This is a genomic window from Paracoccaceae bacterium Fryx2 (assembly GCA_032334235.1).
Classification (GTDB): Bacteria; Pseudomonadota; Alphaproteobacteria; order Rhodobacterales; family Rhodobacteraceae; genus JAVSGI01.
The window spans coordinates 1,731,880-1,755,377 of record JAVSGI010000005.1 but is presented as its reverse complement, the minus strand read 5'-3'; the positions used below and the strand labels follow the sequence as shown (position 1 = coordinate 1,755,377).

General features: G+C 69.6%; 16 protein-coding genes. 8 read left to right on the top strand and 8 right to left on the bottom strand.

Annotated elements, in window-relative coordinates; translation table 11 throughout:
• The first annotated feature begins 133 nt into the window (after nt 1-133).
• Entirely contained in the window at nt 134-1,099 is a 966-nt protein-coding gene (locus RNZ50_17705) for a sugar-binding transcriptional regulator (GenBank protein MDT8856832.1), read from the top strand.
• Between the two features lie 4 nt (nt 1,100-1,103).
• On the opposite strand, the gene mtnA is transcribed toward RNZ50_17705, so the two are convergent.
• On the bottom strand, nt 1,104-2,198 hold the full coding sequence (mtnA, locus tag RNZ50_17700) for an S-methyl-5-thioribose-1-phosphate isomerase (protein ID MDT8856831.1): 1,095 nt from the start codon (nt 2,196-2,198) through the stop codon (nt 1,104-1,106).
• Nucleotides 2,195-3,451: an S-methyl-5-thioribose kinase gene (gene mtnK / locus RNZ50_17695; protein ID MDT8856830.1), complete on the bottom strand. Its 1,257-nt coding sequence runs from the start codon at nt 3,449-3,451 to the stop codon at nt 2,195-2,197. The genes mtnA and mtnK overlap by 4 nt, the downstream gene beginning before the upstream one ends.
• A 260-nt stretch (nt 3,452-3,711) precedes the next feature.
• Here mtnK and RNZ50_17690 point away from each other — a divergent pair, with 260 nt between their 5' ends.
• Complete coding sequence (locus tag RNZ50_17690; protein ID MDT8856829.1) at nt 3,712-6,135, top strand: ATP-binding protein; 2,424 nt, start codon at nt 3,712-3,714, stop codon at nt 6,133-6,135.
• Here the strand turns inward: RNZ50_17690 and RNZ50_17685 are convergent.
• On the bottom strand, nt 6,117-6,821 hold the full coding sequence (locus RNZ50_17685) for a response regulator (protein ID MDT8856828.1): 705 nt from the start codon (nt 6,819-6,821) through the stop codon (nt 6,117-6,119). The genes RNZ50_17690 and RNZ50_17685 overlap by 19 nt on opposite strands.
• Before the next feature lie 440 nt (nt 6,822-7,261).
• On the opposite strand from RNZ50_17685, the gene RNZ50_17680 reads away from it, so the two are divergent.
• From RNZ50_17680 to RNZ50_17660, 5 genes are all read left to right on the top strand, one after another.
• Nucleotides 7,262-7,933 carry a molecular chaperone TorD family protein gene (locus RNZ50_17680; GenBank protein MDT8856827.1) on the top strand — a complete coding sequence of 224 codons (672 nt, stop codon included), beginning with the start codon at nt 7,262-7,264 and terminating at the stop codon, nt 7,931-7,933.
• Nucleotides 7,934-7,951: 18 nt separating this feature from the next.
• Complete coding sequence (locus RNZ50_17675) at nt 7,952-9,409, top strand: molybdopterin-dependent oxidoreductase (protein ID MDT8856826.1); 1,458 nt, start codon at nt 7,952-7,954, stop codon at nt 9,407-9,409.
• Between the two features lie 175 nt (nt 9,410-9,584).
• A complete protein-coding gene (locus RNZ50_17670; protein ID MDT8856825.1) occupies nt 9,585-12,911 on the top strand; it encodes a transglutaminase family protein in 3,327 nt (1,108 codons plus the stop codon).
• Nucleotides 12,912-12,914: 3 nt separating this feature from the next.
• On the top strand, nt 12,915-15,317 hold the full coding sequence (locus tag RNZ50_17665; protein ID MDT8856824.1) for a circularly permuted type 2 ATP-grasp protein: 2,403 nt from the start codon (nt 12,915-12,917) through the stop codon (nt 15,315-15,317).
• Nucleotides 15,318-15,320: 3 nt separating this feature from the next.
• On the top strand, nt 15,321-16,208 hold the full coding sequence (locus RNZ50_17660; protein ID MDT8856823.1) for a transglutaminase family protein: 888 nt from the start codon (nt 15,321-15,323) through the stop codon (nt 16,206-16,208).
• 4 nt (nt 16,209-16,212) lie between these two features.
• Here the strand turns inward: RNZ50_17660 and RNZ50_17655 are convergent, their stop codons facing one another.
• The 5 genes from RNZ50_17655 to RNZ50_17635 form a co-directional block, all read right to left on the bottom strand.
• Nucleotides 16,213-17,451, bottom strand: a complete 1,239-nt coding sequence (locus RNZ50_17655) for a mandelate racemase/muconate lactonizing enzyme family protein (GenBank protein MDT8856822.1) — start codon at nt 17,449-17,451, stop codon at nt 16,213-16,215.
• 99 nt (nt 17,452-17,550) lie between these two features.
• A complete protein-coding gene (locus RNZ50_17650) occupies nt 17,551-18,774 on the bottom strand; it encodes a TCR/Tet family MFS transporter (protein MDT8856821.1) in 1,224 nt (407 codons plus the stop codon).
• Nucleotides 18,771-19,481, bottom strand: a complete 711-nt coding sequence (locus RNZ50_17645) for an alpha/beta fold hydrolase (GenBank protein ID MDT8856820.1) — start codon at nt 19,479-19,481, stop codon at nt 18,771-18,773. The genes RNZ50_17650 and RNZ50_17645 overlap by 4 nt, the downstream gene beginning before the upstream one ends.
• Before the next feature lie 211 nt (nt 19,482-19,692).
• Complete coding sequence (locus tag RNZ50_17640; protein ID MDT8856819.1) at nt 19,693-20,667, bottom strand: threonine/serine dehydratase; 975 nt, start codon at nt 20,665-20,667, stop codon at nt 19,693-19,695.
• Nucleotides 20,664-21,485: an alpha/beta hydrolase gene (locus RNZ50_17635; protein MDT8856818.1), complete on the bottom strand. Its 822-nt coding sequence runs from the start codon at nt 21,483-21,485 to the stop codon at nt 20,664-20,666. The genes RNZ50_17640 and RNZ50_17635 overlap by 4 nt, the downstream gene beginning before the upstream one ends.
• Nucleotides 21,486-21,643: 158 nt before the next feature.
• On the opposite strand from RNZ50_17635, the gene RNZ50_17630 reads away from it, so the two are divergent.
• Nucleotides 21,644-23,428: an ABC transporter transmembrane domain-containing protein gene (locus tag RNZ50_17630; protein ID MDT8856817.1), complete on the top strand. Its 1,785-nt coding sequence runs from the start codon at nt 21,644-21,646 to the stop codon at nt 23,426-23,428.
• The last annotated feature ends 70 nt before the right edge of the window (nt 23,429-23,498 follow it).

The following is a 23,498-nucleotide window of genomic DNA, read 5'->3' as shown; positions in this document are numbered from 1 at the left end:
GTGCGTTGGGGATTTGCGTTCGGGAAAGCATCCCTTCCCGCGCGGGGAAATCCGGAAGGTGACCGGCACCGGGGTTGCGACAACAGGCAGGCGAGTGTGGCAAAGGGTGATGCCGCAGACGAGTGGAGGCACGATGGGCACAGTGAAGCGGCGCATGGCGGGCCAGATCAGCGGTGAAAACGTCGTGATCGAGGTTGCCTGGATGTATTACCACGAAGGCATGAACCAGAAGGACATCGCGGAACGGCTGGATATTTCGCGCGCCACGGTGGTCAACCACCTGCAGGAGGCGCGGCAGTCGGGCCTGATCAGCATCACGCTTGCCGCCCCCGCCTTCACCACGCACCGGCTGGCGGTGGCGCTTTACGCGCGGTTCGGGCTCCGGGCGGCCTATGTGGTGCCCGACGAAGGCGCCGACGAGGATGCGGCATTTGCCCGCATCGTGCGCGGCGCCGCCGAATGGCTGCCCGACCTGCTGGCCCCCGGCGACCGGCTGGGCGTGGCCTGGGGCCGCGCGGTCTACGAGATGGTCGAGGCGGTCGAACCGCGCCGGATCGAAGACCTGACGGTGATGCAGATGGTGGGGTCGATGGCCACGCCCTACGGCTTTACCGCCGAAGCCTGTTCCACCCTTCTGGCGCAGCGGCTGGGGGCGCGCTGCCTGAACCTGCACGCGCCGGCCGTGGTCAGCCGGGCGACGCTGGCGCGCGACCTGCGCGCCGAGCCGATCCTGAAGGCGCAGCTTGACCGGCTGGGCAGGGTGAACAAGTTCCTGTTCTCGGTCGGCACCTGTGCCGAGAACAGCCATATCGTGTCGAGCGGCCTCGCCTCGCGCGAGGATCTGGCCTGGCATGTCGAACGCGGCGCGGTGGGGGTGCTGTGCGGGCGCTTCATCGACGCCGCCGGCCGCGCGGTCGAAGGGACGATGGAACAGCGGATGATCGGCGTGACGCTGGACCGGCTGACCGGCCTCGAGATGGGCCTGATGGTCACCCCCGGCCACGACAAGGTCGCGGCCAGCCTTGCGGCGATAAGGGGCGGATATGTGACCCATCTGGTCACCGGCCTGACGGTGGCCGAGGCGCTGCTGGACGCCTGACCGATCAGCGCGCGGCGAGGTCGGGGAACATCGCGGCCAGCGCCTCGGGCGTCGCGGCCGAAATCCCGCGTTCGGTGATCAGCCCGGTGACCAGATGCGCCGGCGTCACGTCGAACGCCGGGTTGCGCGCGCCGGTGCCGTCGGGGGAAATCTGCACCGAGATCACCGCGCCGCCGGCATCGCGGCCCTGCACATGGGTCACCTCGGCGGCGCTGCGCTCCTCGATCGGGATCTCGCGCACCCCGTCCTTCACCCGCCAGTCGATGGTGGGCGAGGGCAGGGCGACGTAGAACGGCACGCCGTTGGCACGGGCTGCCAGCGCCTTCAGGTAGGTGCCGATCTTGTTGCACACGTCGCCGTTGGCGGTGGTGCGGTCGGTGCCGACGATCACCATGTCAACCTCGCCATGCTGCATCAGGTGGCCGCCAGCATTGTCCACGATCAGGTGATGCGGCACGCCGTGCGCGTTCAGCTCCCACGCCGTCAGGTGCGCGCCCTGGTTGCGCGGCCGGGTCTCATCGACAAAGACATGCACCGCGATGCCCGCCTCGACCGCGTGATAGATCGGTGACGTTGCGGTGCCCCAGTCCACCGTGGCGGGCCAGCCCGCGTTGCAATGGGTCAGGATGTTGACCGGCGCGCCGCCCTTGGCCTCGGAGATCGCGCGTATCACCGCCAGCCCGTGTTCGCCGATGCGCCGGTTGATCTCGACATCCTCGTCCGCGATGGCGCAGGCCCGCGCCCAGGCGGCGGCGGCACGCTCGGCCGGGGGCAGGGGGGCCAGCACGCGGGTCATCTCGTCCAGCGCCCAGCGCAGGTTGATCGCGGTGGGGCGGGTTTCGTGCAGCACGTCCCAGGTTTCGCGCAGCGACGCGTCCGACGGATCGGCGGCCATCTGCACCGCCACGCCATAGGCGGCGGTCGCCCCGATCAGCGGTGCGCCGCGCACCCACATGTCGCGGATCGCCACCGCGAAATCCTGCCGCGTCGCCAGCGTCACGATGCGCAACTCGTGCGGCAGCCAGCGCTGGTCGATGATGCGGACCTCGCCGGTCGGTTCGTGCCAGATGGAGCGGTAGGGTTTGCCATCGATCTTCATGCTGCGTCCTCGGGGGTGAAATGGCGGGCCAGGGCCAGCAGGGCGTCGATGCCCGCGATGCTGTCCTGCCCCATGATCAGCGCGCGCCCCAGCCGCAGGCCGCGCGCCTCGCAGGCGGCGCGGGTCTTCTCGTCGGCTATGCGCTCGTATTCCGCGATATGGGCGAGGCCCAGGGTGCGGCGGTGAATCTCGACCCCGGCAAAGCCCAGCGTGTCGCGCCAGATGCCGGCCAGCACCTCCAGCAGCGCCTGTTCGGCGCCGTCGGCCTGCCCCTGATCCTCGAACAGGGTGGCGGGATACAGCATCCCGCGCCGTTCGCTGCGCCACAGGCGGGCAAATTCGGCGGCAAAGCTGGTCCAGATCTCGCGCACCACCGACAGGATCCACCCCTGATAGCCGGCCCGCGCGCCGGGGGTTTCGGCATGGCCGGGCTGGGCGGCATGGGCCATCAGGAAATTGGCGATCAGCATCCCGACATCGAAGCCCATCGGGCCGTAGGTGGCGAATTCGGGGTCGATCACCTTCGCATCGGCCCCTGCGACCATCACCGACCCGCTGTGCAGGTCGCCGTGCAGCAGGGTTTCGGCACGGGTGGCAAAGGCGGTCTTCAACCGCATCACCGCGCGCTTCAGCGCCACGTCGCCGCGCAGGTCCGCCACCAGCGGCGCCAGCGCGGGCGTGAATCGGTTCAGGGCTGCGTCGAAATACGGGTCGGTGAACACGAGGTTCTCGGTGATGTCGCACAGCGCGCCGTTGCCCGCGAACAGCGCAAGGTCGGCCTTGCGGTCCATCGCCGCCATCGAAAGGTCAGAGCCGCGAAACAGCGTGCGCGCGCAAAAGCTGCCCAGCCGCTGCCCCAGCCCGTCGTGGCGCGTGCCCGCCATCAGGCTCTGGCGCAGGATGACGTGCGGCGTCAGGTCCTCCATCACCACGATCGCCTGTTCCGCGTCGAAGTGGTGCACCTGCGGCACCGACCCCGGGTCGCGCGCCTGCTGGCGGATAAGCGCGTGATACTCGAAGAAGCTGCGGGTCAGCGGCAGCGGCCAGCTTTCGCCAACCAGCCGCACATAGGGCAGCGCCTGCTTGACGATCAGGCTGCCCCGCGGCCCCGTCAGCCGGAACACCAGGTTCAGGTTGCCGTCACCGACCTCGCAGGCCCGCCACCCCGCCGGGTCGCCAAGCCGTTCCGCCAGCGCCGCCACCGGGCCGAGCCGGCCAGCCAGCGAATCCGGGGTCAGCGCCTGATAGATCATTTCGGTCGGCTTTCCGGTCAAGGGGCGGGGTTCAAGGCAATCAGGATTTCCGCAATCCTCTCAGGTGTCAAACGGATATGACATTTGAAAGGCCGCCAGACCGGCCTTCCGGCAGGGACTTTCTGCCGCAGGTGGCAGTTCGCGCTTTGCCTTGCGCGCAAAGGTCGCATACTGCGCGATGGGTCCGACCGGCGGCAGCGCCCGCCCGCCGGGCCCGCCCGCAGCGGCGCGGCATCCGGCAGGCCGGGCAGGGGGCGACGATGATTGAACGGCTGCATGATCTGGTCGAACGCAATGCAGGCTGGCTGACGGCCCGCATCATCCACCACGCCAAGGAACGCGGCTACCTGCCGCTGACCTCGACGCTGGAACAGGCGTGGGCGGCGGCGATCTGCGGCATTTCGGAACCGCTGCTGGGCGCGATAGAGGGTGGCGGGGTGCTGCTGGCCACCGCCGCCGAGGCCGACCATTCGCGCGACCCGATCATCGCCTACGGCATGGAAATCGCGCGCCGCCACCAGTCGCGCGGTATCACGCTGGGATTGTTCCTGGGGCAGATGAAGGGCTACCGGCAGACCTATCTCGATCTGGTAGCCGAAGCCGCCAACCTTTCCGAGGAGGAGCGGGCCAGCTTTCCCGCGATGATCCACACCTTCTTCGACCGGATCGAGGTCGGGATCTGCGACGAATGGATTTCCTGGTCGCCCGACGGGCAGGCGGGCGAACTGGCCGCCCAGAACCAGCGCCTGATGACCGAGAAGAACAAGTATCTGACGATCTTCGAAAGCCTGTCCGACCCGGTGATCCTGCTGACCGAGGCAGGCGTGGTCGAGAACATGAACCACGCGGCGGCGCGGTTGTTCATCCCCGATCCGGTGCCGGGGGCGACCTATTACGGCGCCACGCATCCGACGCTGGCGGGGCTGCTGGGCGCCGCCGCCGCCAGCGACCTTGCCGCCCATGCCGAGGCGCCCGGCGAGCGCCAGCTTGACACCCTGCTGGGGCCGCGCTGGTTCGGCATCAAGACCCAGCGGATGCTTGACATCAGCGAGCGGTTCCTGGGGTCGGTGATGATCCTGACCGATGTCACCGAATACCGCCGCGCCAAAGAGGCGGCCGAGGCGTCGAGCCGGGCGAAATCGACCTTCCTCGCCACCATGGGGCACGAGATCCGCACCCCGATCCACGGCATCATCGGGCTGGCCGACCTGATGAACCAGTCGGGCGTCACGCCCGACCTGCAGGGCTACGCTGCCGCCATCGCGCGCTGCGGCGAGGCGCTGGCGGCGGTGGTCACCGACATCCTCGACTTCTCGCGCATGGAGGCGGGCCGGATCGACGTTGAATCGGTGCCGTTCTCGGTGGCCGCGGTGGTGGAGGACGTGTTCGACCTGATGCAACCCATCGCGGCGCAGAACCCCGACCTGCGGCTGGTGCTGGAACGGCCCGACCTGCCGCCGATGATCGGCGATCCGGGCAAGCTGCGCCAGATCCTGCTCAACCTGGTCGGCAACGCGGTCAAGTTCACCGAGGAAGGCACCGTCTGGCTGACGATCGACACGGTTTCCACCCCCGGCCAGCCGGTCAGCATCCGCTTCGTGGTGGCCGATACCGGGATCGGCATCGCCCCCGAGCGGCTGGAGGCGGTGTTCGAGGCCTTCACCCAGGGCGACAGTTCGGTGTCGCGCCGCTTCGGCGGCAGCGGTCTGGGCCTTGCGATCTGCCGGCGGCTGGCCGACCGGTTGGGCGGCAGCCTTGCGGTGGAAAGCCGGCTGGGCGCAGGCAGCCGCTTCACCCTGTCGCTGCCCTGCCAGCCGGTTGACGGGGTGGTGCGGACCGCGCCCGCACCCGCCGCGCCGGGCCTTCCCGTCCGGGCGCTGAACATCCTGGTGGTCGAGGACAACGCGGTCAATGCGCTGGTGGCGCGCGGCCTGCTGGAGCGGATGGGGCACAGCCCGCTGGTGGTCGGCACCGGCAGCGCCGCGCTGGCCGAGGTGGCGACCGGGGTGCATGACCTCGTGCTGCTCGACCTGCGCCTGCCCGACATGGACGGGCTTGAAACCGCCCGCCGCATACGCGCGCTGGCGGCCGATCAGGGCGGCAGGGTGCCGGTGGTGGCGCTGTCGGCCCATGCGCAATCGGCCGAGATCGAGGGTTGCCTCGCGGCGGGGATGGATGATTTCCTGGGCAAGCCGTTCCGTGCCGACCGGCTGGAACAGGTGCTGCGCCGGGTGCTGGGCGTATCCTCGCCCCATCCCGGCAGCCCGCCCGCCCTGCCGGGGCCGCCCGCGCAGGCCGGCGGCGAGATTGCCCGCGACGTGCTGCTGACCCATGTCGCGGCGCTGGGCACCGATCACGCGGCGCAGATCGTCGCGGCCTTCCAGGACAGCACCGCCACCCTGCCCGACGATCTGGACCGGCTGGCCGCCAGCCAGGCGCGCGCCGAGATTGCCGAGCTTGCGCACCGCCTGAAGGGGGCGTCGCTGCAGGTCGGGCTGATGCTGCTGTCGCAACGCGCCGCGGTGGTCGAGGCCGCGGCCCGCAACGGCACCGGCGGGGCGGGGTTCGCGGCGCAGGTCGGTGACCTTGCGACCGCGCTGCGCCGCTCGGCCGTTCTGCTTGACCTGACATGGGCCGACATCGTGGCGGGCCAGCCTGCGGACATTCAGCCCGCGAACATGTAGCCAAGCCCGTGCACCGTGATGATCAGGCGCGGCGTGGCCGGGGCCTTTTCGATCTTGCGGCGCAGGCGGCCGATCAGCACATCGACCGTCCGGTCGCAGGGGTCGTGGTCGCGGTGGGCGATATGGCCCAGCAGGGCGTCCCGGGTCAGCACCTTGCCGGGGTTCGCCGCCAGGGCTGCCAGCAGCTCGAACTCGGCGCGGGTCAGGCGCACCTCGGCCTCCTCGGGTGATGTCAGGGTGAAATGCGCGGGGTCCAGAGTCCAGCCGTCGAACCGGCGCAGGCCGCCGTCCTGCACCTGCTGGCGCAGCACGGCAGACACCCGGCGCGCCAGGTTGCTGGTGCGCGGCAGCAGCTCGCGCATGTTGTAGGGCTTGGTGACATAGTCATCCGCCCCCAGTTCCAGCGCCACGATGCGGTCCACCGCATCCGACCGGCCGGTGACCATGATGATGCCCACCTCCGACTGGCGGCGCAATTCGCGCAGCAGCGTCAGCCCGTCCTCGCCCGGCAGGTTGATGTCGAGCATCACCACCGCCACGTCGCCCTGCGCGAAGACGCGGCGCATGGCCTCGCCGTTGCGGGCCTCTGACACGCGGTGGTTCTCGTGGCGCAGATAGGTGGCCAGCGTCTTGCGCCCGACCGGATCATCGTCGACGACCAGAATATGATACGGCTCGGTCGTCATGGCCTGCCCCCGGGCGCCGCCGATCGCAGGCGGATGCCACGGCGGCCCCGTTTACAATCATTCACAAGTTTCTACATCGTGTTCACGTCCTGACGCAATCCTGTTCACGCGGGCAGGCCAGTGTCCGCCGCGAAACAGGGATCGGCAATGCCCAGGCTTGCGCATCAAGACGACCATGACACCGGCAGCCCGGCCGCACGGGCTGGCGGGTCTTGCCGGGGGCGGTTGCGGGCGGGATCGGCCGCGGCGGGTTCGGCATGGGCGGGTTGGACTTGGCAATGGAAGCCGCCGACAGCATGGAACTCCGCATCTCGTGCCACGAGAAGCGCAGCACCGTCCCCGGGGAATACAGCACGGCGCTTCGTGGCGCCGGATCACGACGAATACAGATTTCTGCAGAAATACGTGCAGCTGCACGCGCAAGACACAGGAGCCGCGCAATGAACGACGCTTGCCCAACCCCGGCCTTCGATCTGGTCAACCTGCCTTCGCCGGTGGTTGCGTCCTCACGTTCCGAGCAGCAGGCCTGGGTCTACCTCTGGCTGGCCGATGTCTTTGCCGCGCCGCCGGGTGCCGAGGCCATCGCCGCCTACCGGCGCGGGCCGGGGGCCGACTGGCTTGAAACGCTGGCGCAGATCGAGCCGCTGGAAGTGGGCGTGATGCAGCTTTGGGGCGAGATCGAACTGCCGCTGGAAGACGGCGACCTGGCGGCGCGGCTTGGCATGGCCCATGCGCGGCTGTTTGCCGGGGTGGCAGGGCCGCGCACCGTGGCCCCGTATGAATCCGCCCATCGCGGCGACGCCCGGCCATGCCAGTCGCCGGTGGCCGAGATGGAGGCGCTTCTGGCCTCGCGCGGGCTGACGGTGGCGCGCAGCCTGACCGAACCGGCCGACCACCTGTCGATCCAGCTGACGCTGCTGGCCGATCTGGTGGCGGCCGAAGACCCGGCGCGCACGGCCTTCGCGCAGCGGCTGAACGCCTGGGTGCCCGGCTTCTGCCGCCTGTGCGTGGCGCGCGACCTGACCGATTTCTACGCGGGGGCGGCGCTGATGCTTGTCACCCTGCTGGAACTGGAGGCCGAGGCGGCCCGGTCCGACTGTTCGATATGTTGACCCGGTGAGGGCCGCGCCATGACCGCCATCAGGACAGATGTCTTCAGGGCCGAACTGTCGCGGCGCGCCTTCCTGAACTACACCGCCGCACTGGGGGCGATCGGCATGGTCGGCACCGGCCTGCCGACCACGGGCGCGCGGGCGCAGGGCCGGCCCGACGGGCAGGTGCTGACCGGCAGCCACTGGGGGGCGTTCCGCGCCACGGTCATGGGCGGGCGCTTCGTCTCGGTCACCCCGTGGGAAAAGGACACCGCCCCCGGCGCGCACCTCGAAGGGCTGCTCGATTCGGTCTTTTCGCCGGCCCGTATCCGATACCCGATGGTCCGCCGGGCCTGGGCCGCAGGCGGCCCCGGCACCGCGCCCGAAACCCGCGGCACCGGCGATTTCGTCCGGGTGACCTGGGACGAGGCGCTCGACCTGGTGGCGGCCGAACTGCGCCGGGTCGAGCAGACCCACGGCCCCGCCGCGACCTTTGCCGGGTCTTGCGGCTGGAAGACCGTCGGGCGGCTGCACAATTGCCAAAGCCTGCTGCGGCGGATGATGAACCTCAAGGGCGGCTTCGCCGGTCCGGCCGGCGACCATTCCACCGGGGCGGCGCAGGCGATGCCGCATGTGACGGGCACGCCAGAGGTCGAACAGCCGACCGCCTGGCCGGTGGCGGTGGCCGTGGCGCCGGTGATCGACATGCTGCTGAACCCCGGCGCCGAGTTCGACCACAACGGCACGAGGGCCACCTTTCCCGACATCAGGCTGGCATACTGGGCGGGCGGCAACCCCTTCGGCCACCATCAGGACCGCACCCGCATGGTCGAGGCGTGGAAGAGGCCCGACACCCTCATCGTGCAGGATTCGCAATGGACGGCGGCGGCGCGCCATGCCGACATCGTGCTGCCCGCCGCCACCAGCTATGAACGCAACGACATCGAATCGGTGGGCGATGCTTCCGGCCGCGCCATCCTCGCCATGAAGCAGGTCATCGCCCCGCTGTTCGAAAGCCGGTCCGACTACGACATCTTCGCGGCCATCGCCGGCCGTCTGGGCAGGGGCGCCGAATTCACCCAGGGCCTCAGCGAAATGGACTGGATCGCCCGGTTCTACGGCGACGCCCTGCGCCAGGCCACGGCGCGCGGCATGGCGATGCCCGACTTCGACACGTTCTGGAACGGCGACGGCGTGGTGGAGTTTCCTCTCACAACGGGGGAAAGCTTCGTGCGGTATGCCGGGTTTCGCAAAGACCCTCTGCCGGAAACTCCTGAAACCCCCGCCGGCCTGACCGCAATCTGCGCGCGCAGCGTCGGGACGGCGGGTCGCAACGGCAGCGGCCCGCTTCCGAAGCGGCCCGGAACCGGCAGGCATGGCCCGGCAGCGCCCGGGTCGCGGGGCCGCTGCGGCGCAGCCGACGGGCCCACGGCGGGCATCGGCACCCTGCAGCCCGCGCGCGGCAACCGCAGCCCTGCCGTCCCGCCGATGGTGTGAACCGCCCCCCCCGCCGCAGGCTGAACGCGAACCGGCTTTCCCCGGCGCACGCCAATCGGGCAGGCCCGCCCCGCAGATGCCGGGGCGGGCCGCCTCGCGCCGCCTGCGGCCAGAAACCGCTGGTGCTGCCGCTTTTTCCGTGAAACCTTTTCGGCACGCAATAAAGGGGCGGTACATGTCGATCACGGCGAGCATTCACCATTTGACGCATTACATCTACGACCGCCCCGTGATCCTGGGCCCCCAGATCATCCGGCTGCGCCCCGCGCCGCACAGCCGCACCCGCGTGATCTCGCATTCGCTGAAGGTCAGCCCGGGCGGACACTTCGTCAACCACCAGCAGGATCCCTACGGCAACTGGCTGTCGCGCTTTGTCTTTCCCGAGCCGGTGCGCGAGTTCCGCATCGAGGTCGATCTGGTTGCCGACATGACCGTCTACAACCCGTTCGACTTCTTCGTCGATGCCTCGGCCGAGCAATATCCCTTCGCCTACCCCGAGGATCTGCACGACGATCTGGTGATCTACCGCACCCCCGAGGATGACAGCCCCGACCTGCGCGTCTTCATGGAAACCCTGCCGCGTGGCATTCCGGGCAGCGTCAACTTCCTCGTGGCGCTGAACGCCCATGTCGCCAACCATGTCGGCTACGTGATCCGGCTGGAACCCGGCGTGCAGACCCCGGCCGAAACCCTGACGCGCGGCACCGGGTCGTGCCGCGATTCAAGCTGGCTGCTGGTGCAGGTGCTGCGCCATCTGGGCTTTGCCGCGCGCTTCGTGTCGGGTTACCTGATCCAGCTGAAACCCGACCTCAAGGCGCTTGACGGCCCCTCGGGCACCGCGGTCGATTTCACCGACTTGCACGCCTGGGTCGAGGTTTACCTGCCCGGCGCGGGCTGGATCGGGCTCGACCCGACCAGCGGCCTCCTGGCGGGCGAAAGCCACATCCCGCTGGCCGCCACGCCCCACTACCGCAACGCCGCCCCGATTGCCGGCATGGCAAGCTTTGCCGAGGTCGATTTCCGCTTCGACATGCAGGTGCGGCGCACGCAGGAGCATCCGCGCATCACCAAGCCGTTTTCCGACGAAAGCTGGCAGGCGCTGGACGCGCTGGGCCACAAGGTCGATGCCGCATTGGCGGCGGGCGACGTGCGCCTGACCATGGGCGGCGAGCCGACCTTCGTTTCCATCGACGATTTCGAGGCCGAGGAGTGGAACACCGAGGCCGTCGGCCCCACCAAGCGCGTGCTGGCCGACAGGCTGATCCGCCGCCTGCGGTCGCGCTTCGCGCCGGGCGGCTTCCTGCATTACGGGCAAGGCAAGTGGTATCCCGGCGAAACCCTGCCGCGCTGGACCTTCAGCCTTTACTGGCGCGCCGACGGCCAGCCGATCTGGGCCGAACCCGACCTCATTGCCGAGGAAGGGGCCGACACCGGCGTGACCAAGGACGATGCGCAGGAATTGCTGCGCGAGATCGCCGCCGAATTGCAGCTTGAGGAAGACTGCATCCTGCCCGCCTATGAAGACCCCGCCGAATGGCTGGTGAAAGAGGCGAACCTGCCCGAAAACGTCACCCCCGCCAATTCGAAACTGAAAGACCCCGAGGAACGCCACCGTCTCGCCACCGTCTTCAACCGAGGCCTGACCGAGCCTTCGGGCTTCATCCTGCCGGTGCAAAGCTGGCAGGCGCAGGCCACAGGGCGGCGCTGGCGCACCGAGAAGTGGCGGCTGCGGCGCGGCCACATGTTCCTTGTGCCCGGCGACAGCCCGGTGGGCTACCGCCTGCCGCTGGAATCGCTGCCCTGGGTGCCCGCCTCGCAATACCCCTACATCAACCCGACCGACCCGACCGTGCCGCGCGGCCCGCTGCCCGACGTGGTGCCCATCGACCCCGAACCCAAGGCGCAGGCGCGGGCCAGCTTCGTGGCAGCCACCGAACAGGGCGCGATGATCGCGCAGGGCTCGCCGCTGGCCGAGGTGGACGGCCACATCCGCACCGCACTTTCGGTGGAACCGCGCGACGGGCGGCTGTGCGTCTTCATGCCGCCGGTGGTGTCGATCGAGGATTACCTCGACCTTCTGCGCGCGGCCGAGGCTTCGGCCAAGCGGCTGGGCCTCAAGGTCCATATCGAAGGCTACGCCCCGCCGCACGACCCGCGCCTGAACGTGATCCGCGTCGCCCCCGATCCGGGGGTGATCGAGGTCAACGTGCATCCGGCGCACAACTGGGGCGACTGCGTGGCGATCACCACGGCCGTCTATGAAGAAGCGCGCCAGACCCGGCTCGGCGCCGACAAGTTCATGATCGACGGCAAGCACGCGGGCACCGGCGGCGGCAACCATGTGGTGGTCGGCGGCAACACCCCGAACGACAGCCCCTTCCTGCGCCGCCCCGACCTGTTGCGCAGCCTGATCCTGCACTGGAACCGCCACCCGTCGCTGTCCTACCTGTTCTCGGGCCTGTTCATCGGCCCGACCAGCCAGGCCCCGCGGATCGACGAGGCGCGGCACGACGCGCTTTACGAGCTTGAAATGGCGCTCGACCAGATTCCGCACCCCGGCATGGGCGCGCCGACGCCGTGGCTGGTGGACCGGCTCTTGCGCAACATCATGACCGATGTCACCGGCAACACCCACCGGGCCGAGATCTGCATCGACAAGCTGTTTTCCCCCGATGGCCCGACGGGTCGGCTGGGGCTGGTGGAATTCCGCGGCTTCGAGATGCCGCCCGATGCCCGGATGTCGCTTGCCCAGCAACTGCTAATCCGCGCGCTGATCGCCCGTTTCTGGGCGGAACCGGCGCAGGGGCCGCTGACGCGCTGGGGCACCACGCTGCACGACCGCTTCATGCTGCCGCATCATGTCTGGGCCGATTTCCTCGACGTGCTGCGCGACCTTTCCGACCATGGCTTCACCCTGCGCCCGGAGTGGTTCGAGGCGCAGGCCGAGTTCCGCTTCCCGTTCTGCGGCGCGGTGACTTACGAAGGCGTGGAACTGGAGCTGAAACAGGCACTGGAGCCGTGGCATGTGCTGGGCGAAACCGGCGCGATCGGCGGCACGGTGCGCTATACCGACAGCTCGGTGGAACGGATGCAGGTCAGGCTGACCTCGGCCACGCCGGGCCGCTATGCCGTGGCCTGCAACCGCCGCCCCGTGCCGCTGGTGCAGACCGCAACCAACGGCGTCGCGGTGGGCGGCGTGCGCTTCAAGGCGTGGCAACCCGCCAACGCGCTGCATCCGGTGCTGCCGGTCAACGCGCCGCTGACCTTCGACATCTACGACACCTGGACCGGCCGGGCGCTGGGCGGCTGCACCTATCACGTCGCCCACCCCGGCGGGCGCAGCTACGATACCTTCCCCGTCAACGGCAACGAGGCCGAGGCGCGCCGCCTGGCCCGGTTCGAGCCGATGGGCCACACCGCGGGCAGCTACCCCCTGCCGCCCGAGACGCCGCACCCCGAGTTTCCGATGACGCTTGATCTGCGCCGCCGGGCAGGGCTCTGATCCGTGACCGGTCGCGCACGCCCCAGCCGGCGCGGCCAGGATCTGCTGGCCGATTACCACCCCGCGCCGGGAGTGGCCGATGAGCTGATGACCCCCACGGGCACGCTGCGCCCCGGCTGGGCGCCGCTGATCGACCACCTGTCGCGCCTGTCACGGGCCGATACCGCCCGGCACTTCGCCCGCGGCGACCAGTATCTGCGCGACACCGGCGTGTTCTTCCGCCAGCAGACCGGCCTCGGCTCGACCGAACGCGACTGGCCGCTCAGCCATGTGCCGGTGCTGATCCACGAGCGCGAATGGGCGGGGGTCGAGGCCGCCATCGTGCAACGCGCCGACCTGCTGGAACGGGTGATGGCCGACCTTTACGGCCCCGGCAGGCTGGTCAGCGACGGGCTTCTGCCGCCGCAACTGGTGGCGGGCAACCCCGAATGGCTGCGCCCGCTGGTGGGCGTTCAGCCCCGCTCGGGGCACTTCCTGCATTTCCTCGCTTTCGAGATCGGCCGGTCGCCCGACGGGTCGTGGTTCGTGCTGGGCGACCGCACGCAGGTGCCCTCGGGTGCAGGCTTCGCGCTGGAAAACCGGGTGGCGACATCGCGCGTGCTGGCCGACCTTTACCCGCTGGCCAATGTGAAGCGGCTGGCCGGGTTCTTCCGCGCCTTCCGCGAGGCGCTGAACGACCTGCGCGGCAGCCCCGATGCCCGCGTCGGCATCCTGACGCCGGGGCCGCACACCGACACCTATTACGAACACGCCTACATCGCACGCTACCTTGGCTTCATGCTGCTGGAATCCGAGGATCTGCGGGTGCAGGACGGGCAGGTGATGGTCCGCACCATCACCGGGCCAGAGCCGGTGGGCGTGCTGTGGCGCAGGCTCGATGCCGCCTGGGCCGACCCGCTGGAACTGATGGAAAGCTCGGCGCTGGGCACGCCGGGCATGGTGTCGGCGCTGCGGGCGGGCGGGCTGACCATGGCGAATGCGCTGGGGTCGGGCGTGCTGGAAACCCGGGCCTTCCTGGCCTTCCTGCCGCGGATCTGCCGGGTGCTGACCGGCGCGCCGCTGCTGATGCCCAATATCGCGACCTGGTGGTGCGGCCAGCCCCGCGAACTGGCGCATGTGACCGCCAATGCCGGGCGGATGCTGATCGGGCCCGCCCTGTCGATGCGCCTGCCGTTCCAGGTCGAGGACGGGGCGGCGCTGGCGGGCACCATGATGGGCACCGACCATGCCTCGGTCGCGGAACTGCTGGCCGCCGAAGGCCCGAACCTTGTCGGGCAAGAGGCGGTGACCCTGTCCACCACGCCCGCGATGGTCGATGGCCGCCTGCTGCCGCGCCCGATGACGGTGCGGGTCTTCGCCGCGCGCACCGCGCAGGGCTGGGTGGTGATGCCCGGCGGCTATGCCCGCATCGGGCGGTCAAACGATGCCACCGCGCTGGCGATGCAGGCGGGCGGCACGGTGGCCGATGTCTGGGTGGTGGGCGACCAGCCGGTTGCGCCCGAAACGCTGGGCGCCGCGCCCGGCGCCCCGTTCGAGCGCAAGCGTCCGGGCGTGCTGCCGTCGCGTGCCGCCGACAACCTGTTCTGGATGGGCCGCTATGTCGAACGGGCCGAGGGCACGCTGCGCGACCTGCGCGCCTATCACCTGCGGCTGGCGGAGGCGGGCGACACGGACCTGCCGCTGCCCCTCCACATCGCGGCGCATCTGGACCGTTTCGGCATCGACCCCGAAACCGCCGCCGTGCCGCCCGAACTGCTGTGGGTGATCGACGCCGCGAACACCTGCGCGGGCAAGGTCCGCGACCGGTTCTCGATCGACGGCCTGCTGGCGCTGCGCGATCTGGCAAGCACCGCGCGCCGCATGGCCTCTACCGCCGTGCCCGGCGACGATGCCGCCCGCGCGATGAGCGTGCTGCTGCGCAAGACGGCCGGGTTCACCGGCCTCGTGCATGAGAACATGTACCGCTTCGCCGGCTGGCGTTTCCTCAGCCTTGGCCGCGCGCTGGAGCGGGCCAGCCGGATGTGCGCCGTTCTGGCCCATTTCGCCGAGGACGCCGCCCCCGAGGGCAGCTTCGACATCGCGGTCGAGGTCGGAGACAGCCGCATGGCCCACAAGCGCCAGTTCAGCGTCGATACCAGCCGCAACACGGTGATCGACCTGCTGGCCCTTGACCCGCAGAACCCCCGCTCCATCCTTTTCCAGATGGAGGAGATCCGCAATCAGGTCTCAATGCTGCCGCTGGTCGGCGTCTCGGGCAAGATGTCCGATCTGGGGCGCGCGGTTCTGACGATCCACACCGGCCTTGCGGTCAGCACGCCGGAAACCCTTGACGCCCGGCAATTGCGGGCGATGCGCGACGCGCTGGCCGGCCTGTCGGAATCCTTGACCCACACATATCTGGGGTAGGCGATGCTTTATGATGTTTCCCTTGGTTTCAGTTACGCCTACCGCAGCACGGCGAATTCCAGCCGCCACCTGCTGCGGCTGATGCCGCAGACCGTGACCGGGCGGCAGGATCTGGTGTCGGGTCTGGTGACCATCGACCCCGACCCCGACTACCGGCAGGACGTGCGCGACTTCTTCGGCAATCCGCTGACCGTGGTGGCCTATGACCGGCCGCTGAAGAAGGTGACCTTCCGCCTGCGCGCCCGGGTGCGCCGCCTCGGTGTGGTGCCGGGCCCCGACCTGTCGCCGCCGCTTTCGGGGGTGGCCCGGGCGGTGGCGGGGGTGCTGTCGATCGGTGCCGAGGCGCCGCACCACTTCCTCGGCCCCTCGGACCGGGTGCGCGCGATGGCCGAAACCACGGCCTACGCCCGGGAGGCGGTGCCGGGGGCGGGTTCGGTCTGGCAGGCGGTGCAGGCCGTGGGCATGGCGCTGCACCGTGACATGACCTTCGACTCCAAGGCCACCGACGTGGACACCGAAACCGCCGAAGCCTTCCGCAAGCGCCGTGGCGTCTGCCAGGACTTCAGCCATGTGATGATCGCCTGCCTGCGCGGCCTCGGCATTCCGGCGGGCTATGTCAGCGGCTTTCTGCGCACCGTGCCGCCCCCCGGAAAGGAGCGGCTGGAAGGCGCGGACGCGATGCACGCCTGGGTGCAGGCATGGTGCGGCCCGCAGATGGGCTGGGTCGAGTTCGACCCGACCAACGCGATGGCCGTGGGGCAGGATCATGTGGTGGTGGCGCTGGGGCGCGACTACAGCGATGTCGCCCCGGTCAAGGGCGCGCTGCGCACCACCGGCTCGCACACCAGCCGGCAGTCGGTCGACGTGATCCCGCTGCCCGACCAGACCTGACGCGCTAGAGGATGCTGCTCGGCGCGCCGCCCTCGAAGCGGTTGCCGTGGCGATGGTCGCAGGGGGCTTCCTGCATTTCCAGATGCAGCCGGGTGCCGGTATAGGGGTGCGCGCGCGCAACGTCCTCGTCGAAGTCGATGCCAAGGCCGGGGCCTTCGGGCGGCAGGATGTAGCCGTCTTCCCAGCGGATGCTTTGCTTGATCAGCGTCTGGTGGAAGGCGCCGCCGGTCTCGATGGTTTCGGCCATCAGCAGGTTGGGAATCGAGGTCGCCAGATGGATGTTCGCCGCCCATTCCACCGGCCCGGCATACAGGTGTGGCGCGAGCGTGGCGTTGAACACCTCGGCAATGGCCGCGATCTTCTTCGCCTCCCAGATGCCACCGACCCGCCCCAGCGCCGGTTGCAGAATCTTCACCCCGCCCAGCCGCAACAGCGCGCCGAACTCGGCCTTGGTCGTCATCCGCTCGCCGGTGGCCAGCGGAATGCGGACATGCCGCGCCACCTCGGCAAACTCGTGCAGGTTGTCGGGCGGGATCGGTTCTTCGTACCAGAGCGGCCCGTAGGGCTCCAGCGCCTGCCCCAGCCGGATCGCGCCCGCGGTGTTGAACTGGCCGTGGGTGCCGAACAAGAGGTCGGCCCGGTCGCCCACCGCCGCGCGGATCGCGGCGCAGAACGCGACCGAACGGCTGATGTCGGACATCGCCGGATCATGGCCGCCGCGGATGGTGTAGGGGCCGGCCGGGTCGAACTTCACCGCCGTGAAGCCCATATCGACAAAGCGCAGCGCCGCCTCGGCCGCCATGTCGGGCGACAGCCAGAATTCGGCGCTTTCCTTGCCCGGCTCGGGGTAAAGGTAGGTGTAGCTGCGGATGCGGTCGTTCATCCGGCCGCCCAGCAGCGCCCAGACCGGCCGGTTGCGCGCCTTGCCCAGAATGTCCCAGCAGGCGATCTCCAGCCCGGAAAAGGCGCCCATCACCGTCGGGTCGGGGCGCTGGGTGAAGCCCGCGGAATAGGCGCGGCGGAACATCAGCTCGATGTCCTCGGGGCTGGTGCCCTGCATGTGGCGCCCGAACACGTCCTCGATCACCGCGTTCATCGCCTTGGGCCCGACCGTCGAGGCGTAGCATTCGCCATAGCCGCTGATGCCGCAGGCGGTAGTGAGCTTGACGAATGTCCAGTAGCGCCCGCCCCAGCCGGGGGCCGGGGGGGCGACGGTGAAGATCTCGAGGTCTGTCAGGCGCATGTGTCGGGCTTTCCTGATGGGCTTGCCCTTGGGGCCGGCACCGGGGGTTTCACACCCCCGGACCCCCGTGGGATACTTGAAAACAGAAGAAGATGGGGGTCAGGCTAGCGGCGGGACGGGGGCCTTTGCGCGCGGGCCTGCGACATGCAGAAGGATGGCAGCGACCACCAGCGCCGCCGCCAGCAGGAAGGGCGCGCCGGGGGCGTAGACCGGGGTGGAGGGGGCGGTGAACAGGCTGAAGATCGTGGTCATCACGATCGGCGCCGCGATCATTGCGATGGCGCCGAGGCTGGCCAGCACACCCTGCAACTCGCCCTGCGCATTCTCGGGCGTGTTGCGCGACAGGATGGCCTGAAGTGCGGGCGTCACCACGCCGCTGAGCGCGGTGATCGGCGTGATGATCAGGGCCGCCGTGCCCGAGGTGATGACGCCAAGGGCCGCGAGGCTGACGACATCGACCCACATGCCGAACAGCACGGCGCGGTGTTCGCCCAGCCGTCGGATCAGCGGGCCGACCAGCACTGCCTGGCCCACCGCGAAGCTGACGCCGTAAAGCGCCAGCGAGATGCCGATCATCCGGCTGTCCCAGGCGAAATTGGCTTTGCCGTAGAAGGCCCAGATCGCCGGATAGACGTTCATCGCGATCGACAGCATCAGGAACACCATCAGCGGGCGGCGCAGGCCCGGAAGGCGCCCGACGGCGCGCAGTGCCCCCAGCGGGTTGGCGCGGCGGAGGTCGAAGCAGCGGCGGGTGGCGTCGGTCACGGTTTCGGGCAGCACCAGCGCGCCGAAGGCAAGGTTGGCGGCGGCAAGGGCGGCGGCGGCGACGAACGGCGCGCGCACGTCGTAACCCGCCAGCACCCCGCCGATCAGCGGCCCCAGCACGAAGCCCACCCCGAAGCCCGCGCCGATCAGCCCGAAGCGGCGGCCGCGATCCTCGGCCGGGGTGATGTCTGCGATGAAGGCGGCGGCGGTGGAAAAGGTGGCGGCGGCGATGCCCGCCACGATCCGCGCCGCCAGCAGCAGCCAGATCGACGACGCAAACGCCAGCACCAGATAATCCACCGCCATCACCGCCAGCGAGATCAGCAGCACCGGGCGGCGGCCGAAGCGGTCCGACAGCGACCCCATCATCGGGCCGAACAGGAACTGCATCACCGCGAACGAGGTCGCAAGGATGCCGCCCCACACCGCCGTCTCCGACAGCGACCCGCTGGTCAGCTCGGCCAGCAGGTCGGGCATCACCGGGAAGATCAGGCCGATGCCGATGGCGTCAAGCGTCACGGTCAGCAGGATGAAGGTCAGGGCAAGGCGCTGTTTCATGCTTCGGCAATCCGGATCAGGCGGCGGGCGAGGGCGTCGGGGGCGGCGAAGAACGGCGAATGCGAGGTGGGCAGGGTGGAGATGCGGTCGGCGGGCCAGGCTGCGGTCATGTTGGCCTGGTATTCGGGCGGGATGGCCCGGTCTTCGGTGCAGCGGATGTAGTGCTTTTCGACAGAAGCATGGCGCCCCGTCAGGTGGATGGCGGTTTCCTGCGGCAGGATCGGCTCGGGGCAGAGGTTGGCCGCGGCGTAAGCTTGCGCCTCGGGCGGGCAGTCGTGGTAGAAGCGGTCGTTGACCAATGCCGGGTCGAAGCCGAAGCTCTGCCGGTCGGGGCTGACATGGAAGGCATCGGCCAGCGGCTGGCGCGGCCCGGCCCGGCGCATCTGCGCCAGCGACAGGCCGCTGACCGGGGCGTAGGCGCAGACATGGACCAGCTTGGCGATGCGCTCGGGCGCCGCCTCGGCTGCGGCCGAGATCGGAAAGCCCGCCATCGAATGGCCGACGAGGATCACCGGATTGGCAATGGCCGCCAAAATCGCCGCGGCGTAGCTGTCAAGCGTGGCCCCGGCCACCGGCGTGCGGTCGTCACCATGCGCGGGCAGGTCGATGGCGCGGGCGGTGTGACCTGCGGCGGCCAGCAGCGGCAGCACGTCGCGCCAGCACCAGGCACCGTGGCAAGACCCGTGGATCAGCAGGAAATCGGCCATGCGCGGACTTTCAGAGGGGGCTGGTCAGATCCAGACTGACGGCATTGGTTGGGGAAGCTAAGAATGGGCAGGCATCGCGGCAGTATGCTCGTTCAGTGCATGGGGCAATGAGGCTGGAATCCGGTATAAACGGCTTTTGTGCAAAGTCTTGCGAGGGACTCTTCAGAAGGTTCACGCTTCCGGAAAGTACCACTGATGTTGAAGAATGACATCACCCGAACCGCCGCAGCGCATCGGCGAACACCGCCGCATCGACGTTCCCCCCGGTTGCCACCGCAATCACCGCATCGCCCGCGATCAGGCCGGGGCGGAACAGGGCGGCGGCCAGCGCCACCGCACCGCCCGGTTCCAGCACCAGCTTCAGCCGCAGGAAGGCCAGCACCATCGCCTGCAGCGCCTCGTCGTCGCTTACCACCAGACCGGGGCCGCAAAGCCGCTTCAGGATCGGAAAGGCGATCTGCCCCGGTTCCGGCGTCACGATGGCATCGCAGACCGACCCCGACAGCGCGGCGTTGCGCAGCACATGCCCCGCGGCAAGGCTGCGGGCGGTGTCGTCGAAACCGGCAGGTTCGGCCGGGCGGGCGCGCAGGCCGGGCGCGCGGGCCTCCAGCGCCAGCGCAATGCCCGAGGTCAGCCCGCCGCCGCCGCAGCACACCAGCACGTCGGCTTGCGTGACGCCCTCTTCGGCGGCCTGCGCGGCAATCTCCAGCCCGCATGTGCCCTGCCCGGCGATCACCTGCGGATCGTCGAACGGCTTGATCAGGTGCAGGCCGCGCGATGTGGCCAGCGCGGCCCCGATGGCGTCGCGGTCCTCGGTCGCGCGGTCGTAAAGCACGACCTCGGCCCCCAGGGCGCGGGTGTTCGTGATCTTCAGGCGCGGCGCGTCGGCGGGCATCAGGATCACGCAGGGCGCGCCATGACGGGCGGCGGCCAGCGCCACGCCCTGCGCATGGTTGCCCGACGAATAGGCCAGCACCCCGCGCGCCCGCACCCCGGGCGGCAGTGCCGATACCGCCGACCAGCCGCCGCGCAGCTTGAACGACCCGGTATGCTGCAGGCACTCGGCCTTCACCAGCAGCCGCCGCCCCGCAATCTCGTCGAGAAACGGCGAGGACAGCAGGGGCGTGCGCCGGGCGTTGCCGCCGATCCTGGCGGCGGCGGCGTCGATCATCGCGATATCGGTCATGTGCAGGCTTTCAGGAAGGCGCGGATCACCGCGACGCTTTCGGGTTCGTCCAGAAACGGAATGTGCGCGCGGTCGGGCACATCGGCAAAGATCATGTCGGGGCGGCGGCGGCGCATTTCCCCGGCCACCTCGGCCGACAGCAGGTCGGAGTTCGCGCCCCGTATCAGCGCCAGCGGCAGCCCGGCGCAGGCGTCGAACAGCGGCCACAGGTCGGGTGTCGGGCCGTCGAAGGCGGCATGGAACGCCTGCCGCAATTCCGGGTCATAGGTGATGCGCAGGCCCGCGCCGGTCTGGGCGTAATGCCTGCGCGCCTCCTCCAGCCAGCGGCTTTCGGGCACGCGGGCAAAGCCCGGCATCTTGTCGGGCAGGGTGGCGGCCAGCGCCTGATGCGTGCGGGCAGCCGGGTTGCGCCCGACATAGTCGAAGATCCGCGCCAGCCCCGGCGGGTGGATCACCGGGCCGACATCGTTCAGGCACAGCCCAGCCAGCCGGGGTTTCGCCACCGCCGCCAGCAGCATCCCGACCAGCCCGCCGCGCGAGGTGCCGATGACGGCCGCCCTTTCCACCCCCAGATGATCCAGCAGCGCCAGCGCGTCGCGCGCCTCCTGCGGCACGGTATAGGTGGCGGCGCCCGTCCAGTCCGACGCGCCGCGCCCGCGATAGTCCATCCGGATCAGTCGGCAGGGCGGCAGATGCGGCACCAGATAGTCGAAATCGGCCATCGTCCGGGTCAGCCCGGCAAGGCACAGCACCGGCAGGCCCGCGCCTTCGTCGCTGTAGGCAAGGCTTGCGCCATCGGGGGTGGTGAAACGGGTCATCGGTCCTCCTGCGCGGCGAAGGTGGCACAGGGCGTGGGCCGGGAAAAGGGGCGCTTCACGCGATTTTCAGGTCAAACCGGCAGGCTGGCCCCAAAGCGGCGCTTGCCGGGCGCAGGATCAGGGCCTAAACCCGACCGGCAACAGAACGGACGGGTTTGATGGCCAGAGGCAAGGATATGCAGGAGGAACGCGCGGTATCGAAGCGCGTCGGGTCCTTGCGCGGATTGGCGCCGTTTCTGGCCCCCTACCGCATCAACACGCTGGCGGCCATCGCCGCGCTGATCCTGACGGCGGGGGTCAGCCTGATCCTGCCGCTGGCGGTGCGCCGGGTGGTCGACGGCTTTGTCGACGACAATGCTGCGCTGCTTGACCAGTATTTCGCCGCAGCCCTGGTGATCGCCGCCGCCTTGGCGCTGGGCACCGGGCTGCGCTACTACCTTGTAACCATTCTGGGCGAACGGGTGGTGGCCGACATCCGCCGCGCGCTGTTCGACCGGGTGATGGGCATGAGCCCCGCCTTCTTCGAGCGCATCATGACCGGCGAGGTGCTCAGCCGCCTGACCACCGACACCACGCTGATCCTGTCGGTGATCGGCTCGTCGGTGTCGATCGCGCTGCGCAACGCGCTGATTCTGGTGGGCGGGCTGGTGTTCCTGTTCCTGACCAGCGGCAAGCTGACCGGGCTGGTGCTGCTGATCGTGCCCTCGGTGGTGGTGCCGATCATCGTGCTGGGGCGGCGGCTGCGCACGCTCAGCCGCGAGAACCAGGACTGGATCGCCGCCTCGTCGGGCAACGCCTCCGAGGCATTGCTCTCGGTGCAGGCGGTGCAATCCTTCACCCACGAGATAAAGACCCGCGGCACCTTCGGCGATCTGACCGAGAAATCCTACCGCTCGGCCAAGACCCGCGTCGGGACGCGGGCGGTGATGACGGTGATCGTGATCTTCCTTGTCTTCACCGGCATCGTCGGCGTGCTGTGGATCGGTGCGCGCGACGTGCGGGCCGGGGTCATGACCCCGGGCGAGCTGGTGCAGTTCCTGATCTATGCCGTGATGGTGGCGGGCGCGGTCGGCGCGCTGTCGGAAATCTGGGGCGAGTTGCAGCGCGCGGCGGGGGCGACCGAACGGCTGGTCGAACTCTTGCAGGCGGTCGATCCGGTGCAGGACCCGGCCAAGCCGAAACCGCTGCCCCGCCCGGTGCGCGGCGAGATCGTGTTCGAGGACGTGCGCTTCCGCTACCCCGCCCGGCCCGAGGTTTCGGCGCTGGCAGGCGTCGATCTGCGCGTGACGCCGGGCGAAACCGTGGCGCTGGTCGGCCCCTCCGGCGCGGGCAAGACCACCATCCTGCAACTGCTGCAACGCTTCTACGACCCGCAGCAGGGCTCGGTAAAGCTTGACGGCATCGACCTGCGCGACATGGCCCGCCACGACTTCCGCCGCGCCATGGCGCTGGTGCCGCAAGACCCCGTGATCTTCGCCACCTCGGCACGCGAGAACATCCGCTTCGGCCGCCCCGAAGCCTCGGATGCCGAGGTCGAGGCGGCTGCGGCCGCCGCTGCGGCGCATGATTTCCTGATGGCGCTGCCGCAGGGCTATGACACCTTCGTGGGCGAACGCGGCGTGATGCTGTCGGGCGGCCAGAAACAGCGCATCGCCATTGCCCGCGCCATCCTGCGCGATGCCCGGGTGCTGTTGCTCGATGAGGCGACATCCGCGCTCGATGCCGAAAGCGAACGCGCGGTGCAATTGGCCGTCGAACGGCTGTCGGCTGGCCGCACAACGCTTGTGGTGGCGCACCGGCTCGCCACGGTCAAGAAGGCCGACCGCATCGTGGTGTTCGACCAGGGCCGCATCGTGGCGCAGGGCACGCATGACGGGCTGGTGGCCGAGAACGGGCTTTACGCCCGTCTGGCGCGGCTGCAGTTCACCGACGGGCAGATCTGACCCCGGCCTTTCCGGCAAACCCGCCTGACGTTGCGTTTTTCTTCCACGGTTTGCCTTGCGACACGGGCGA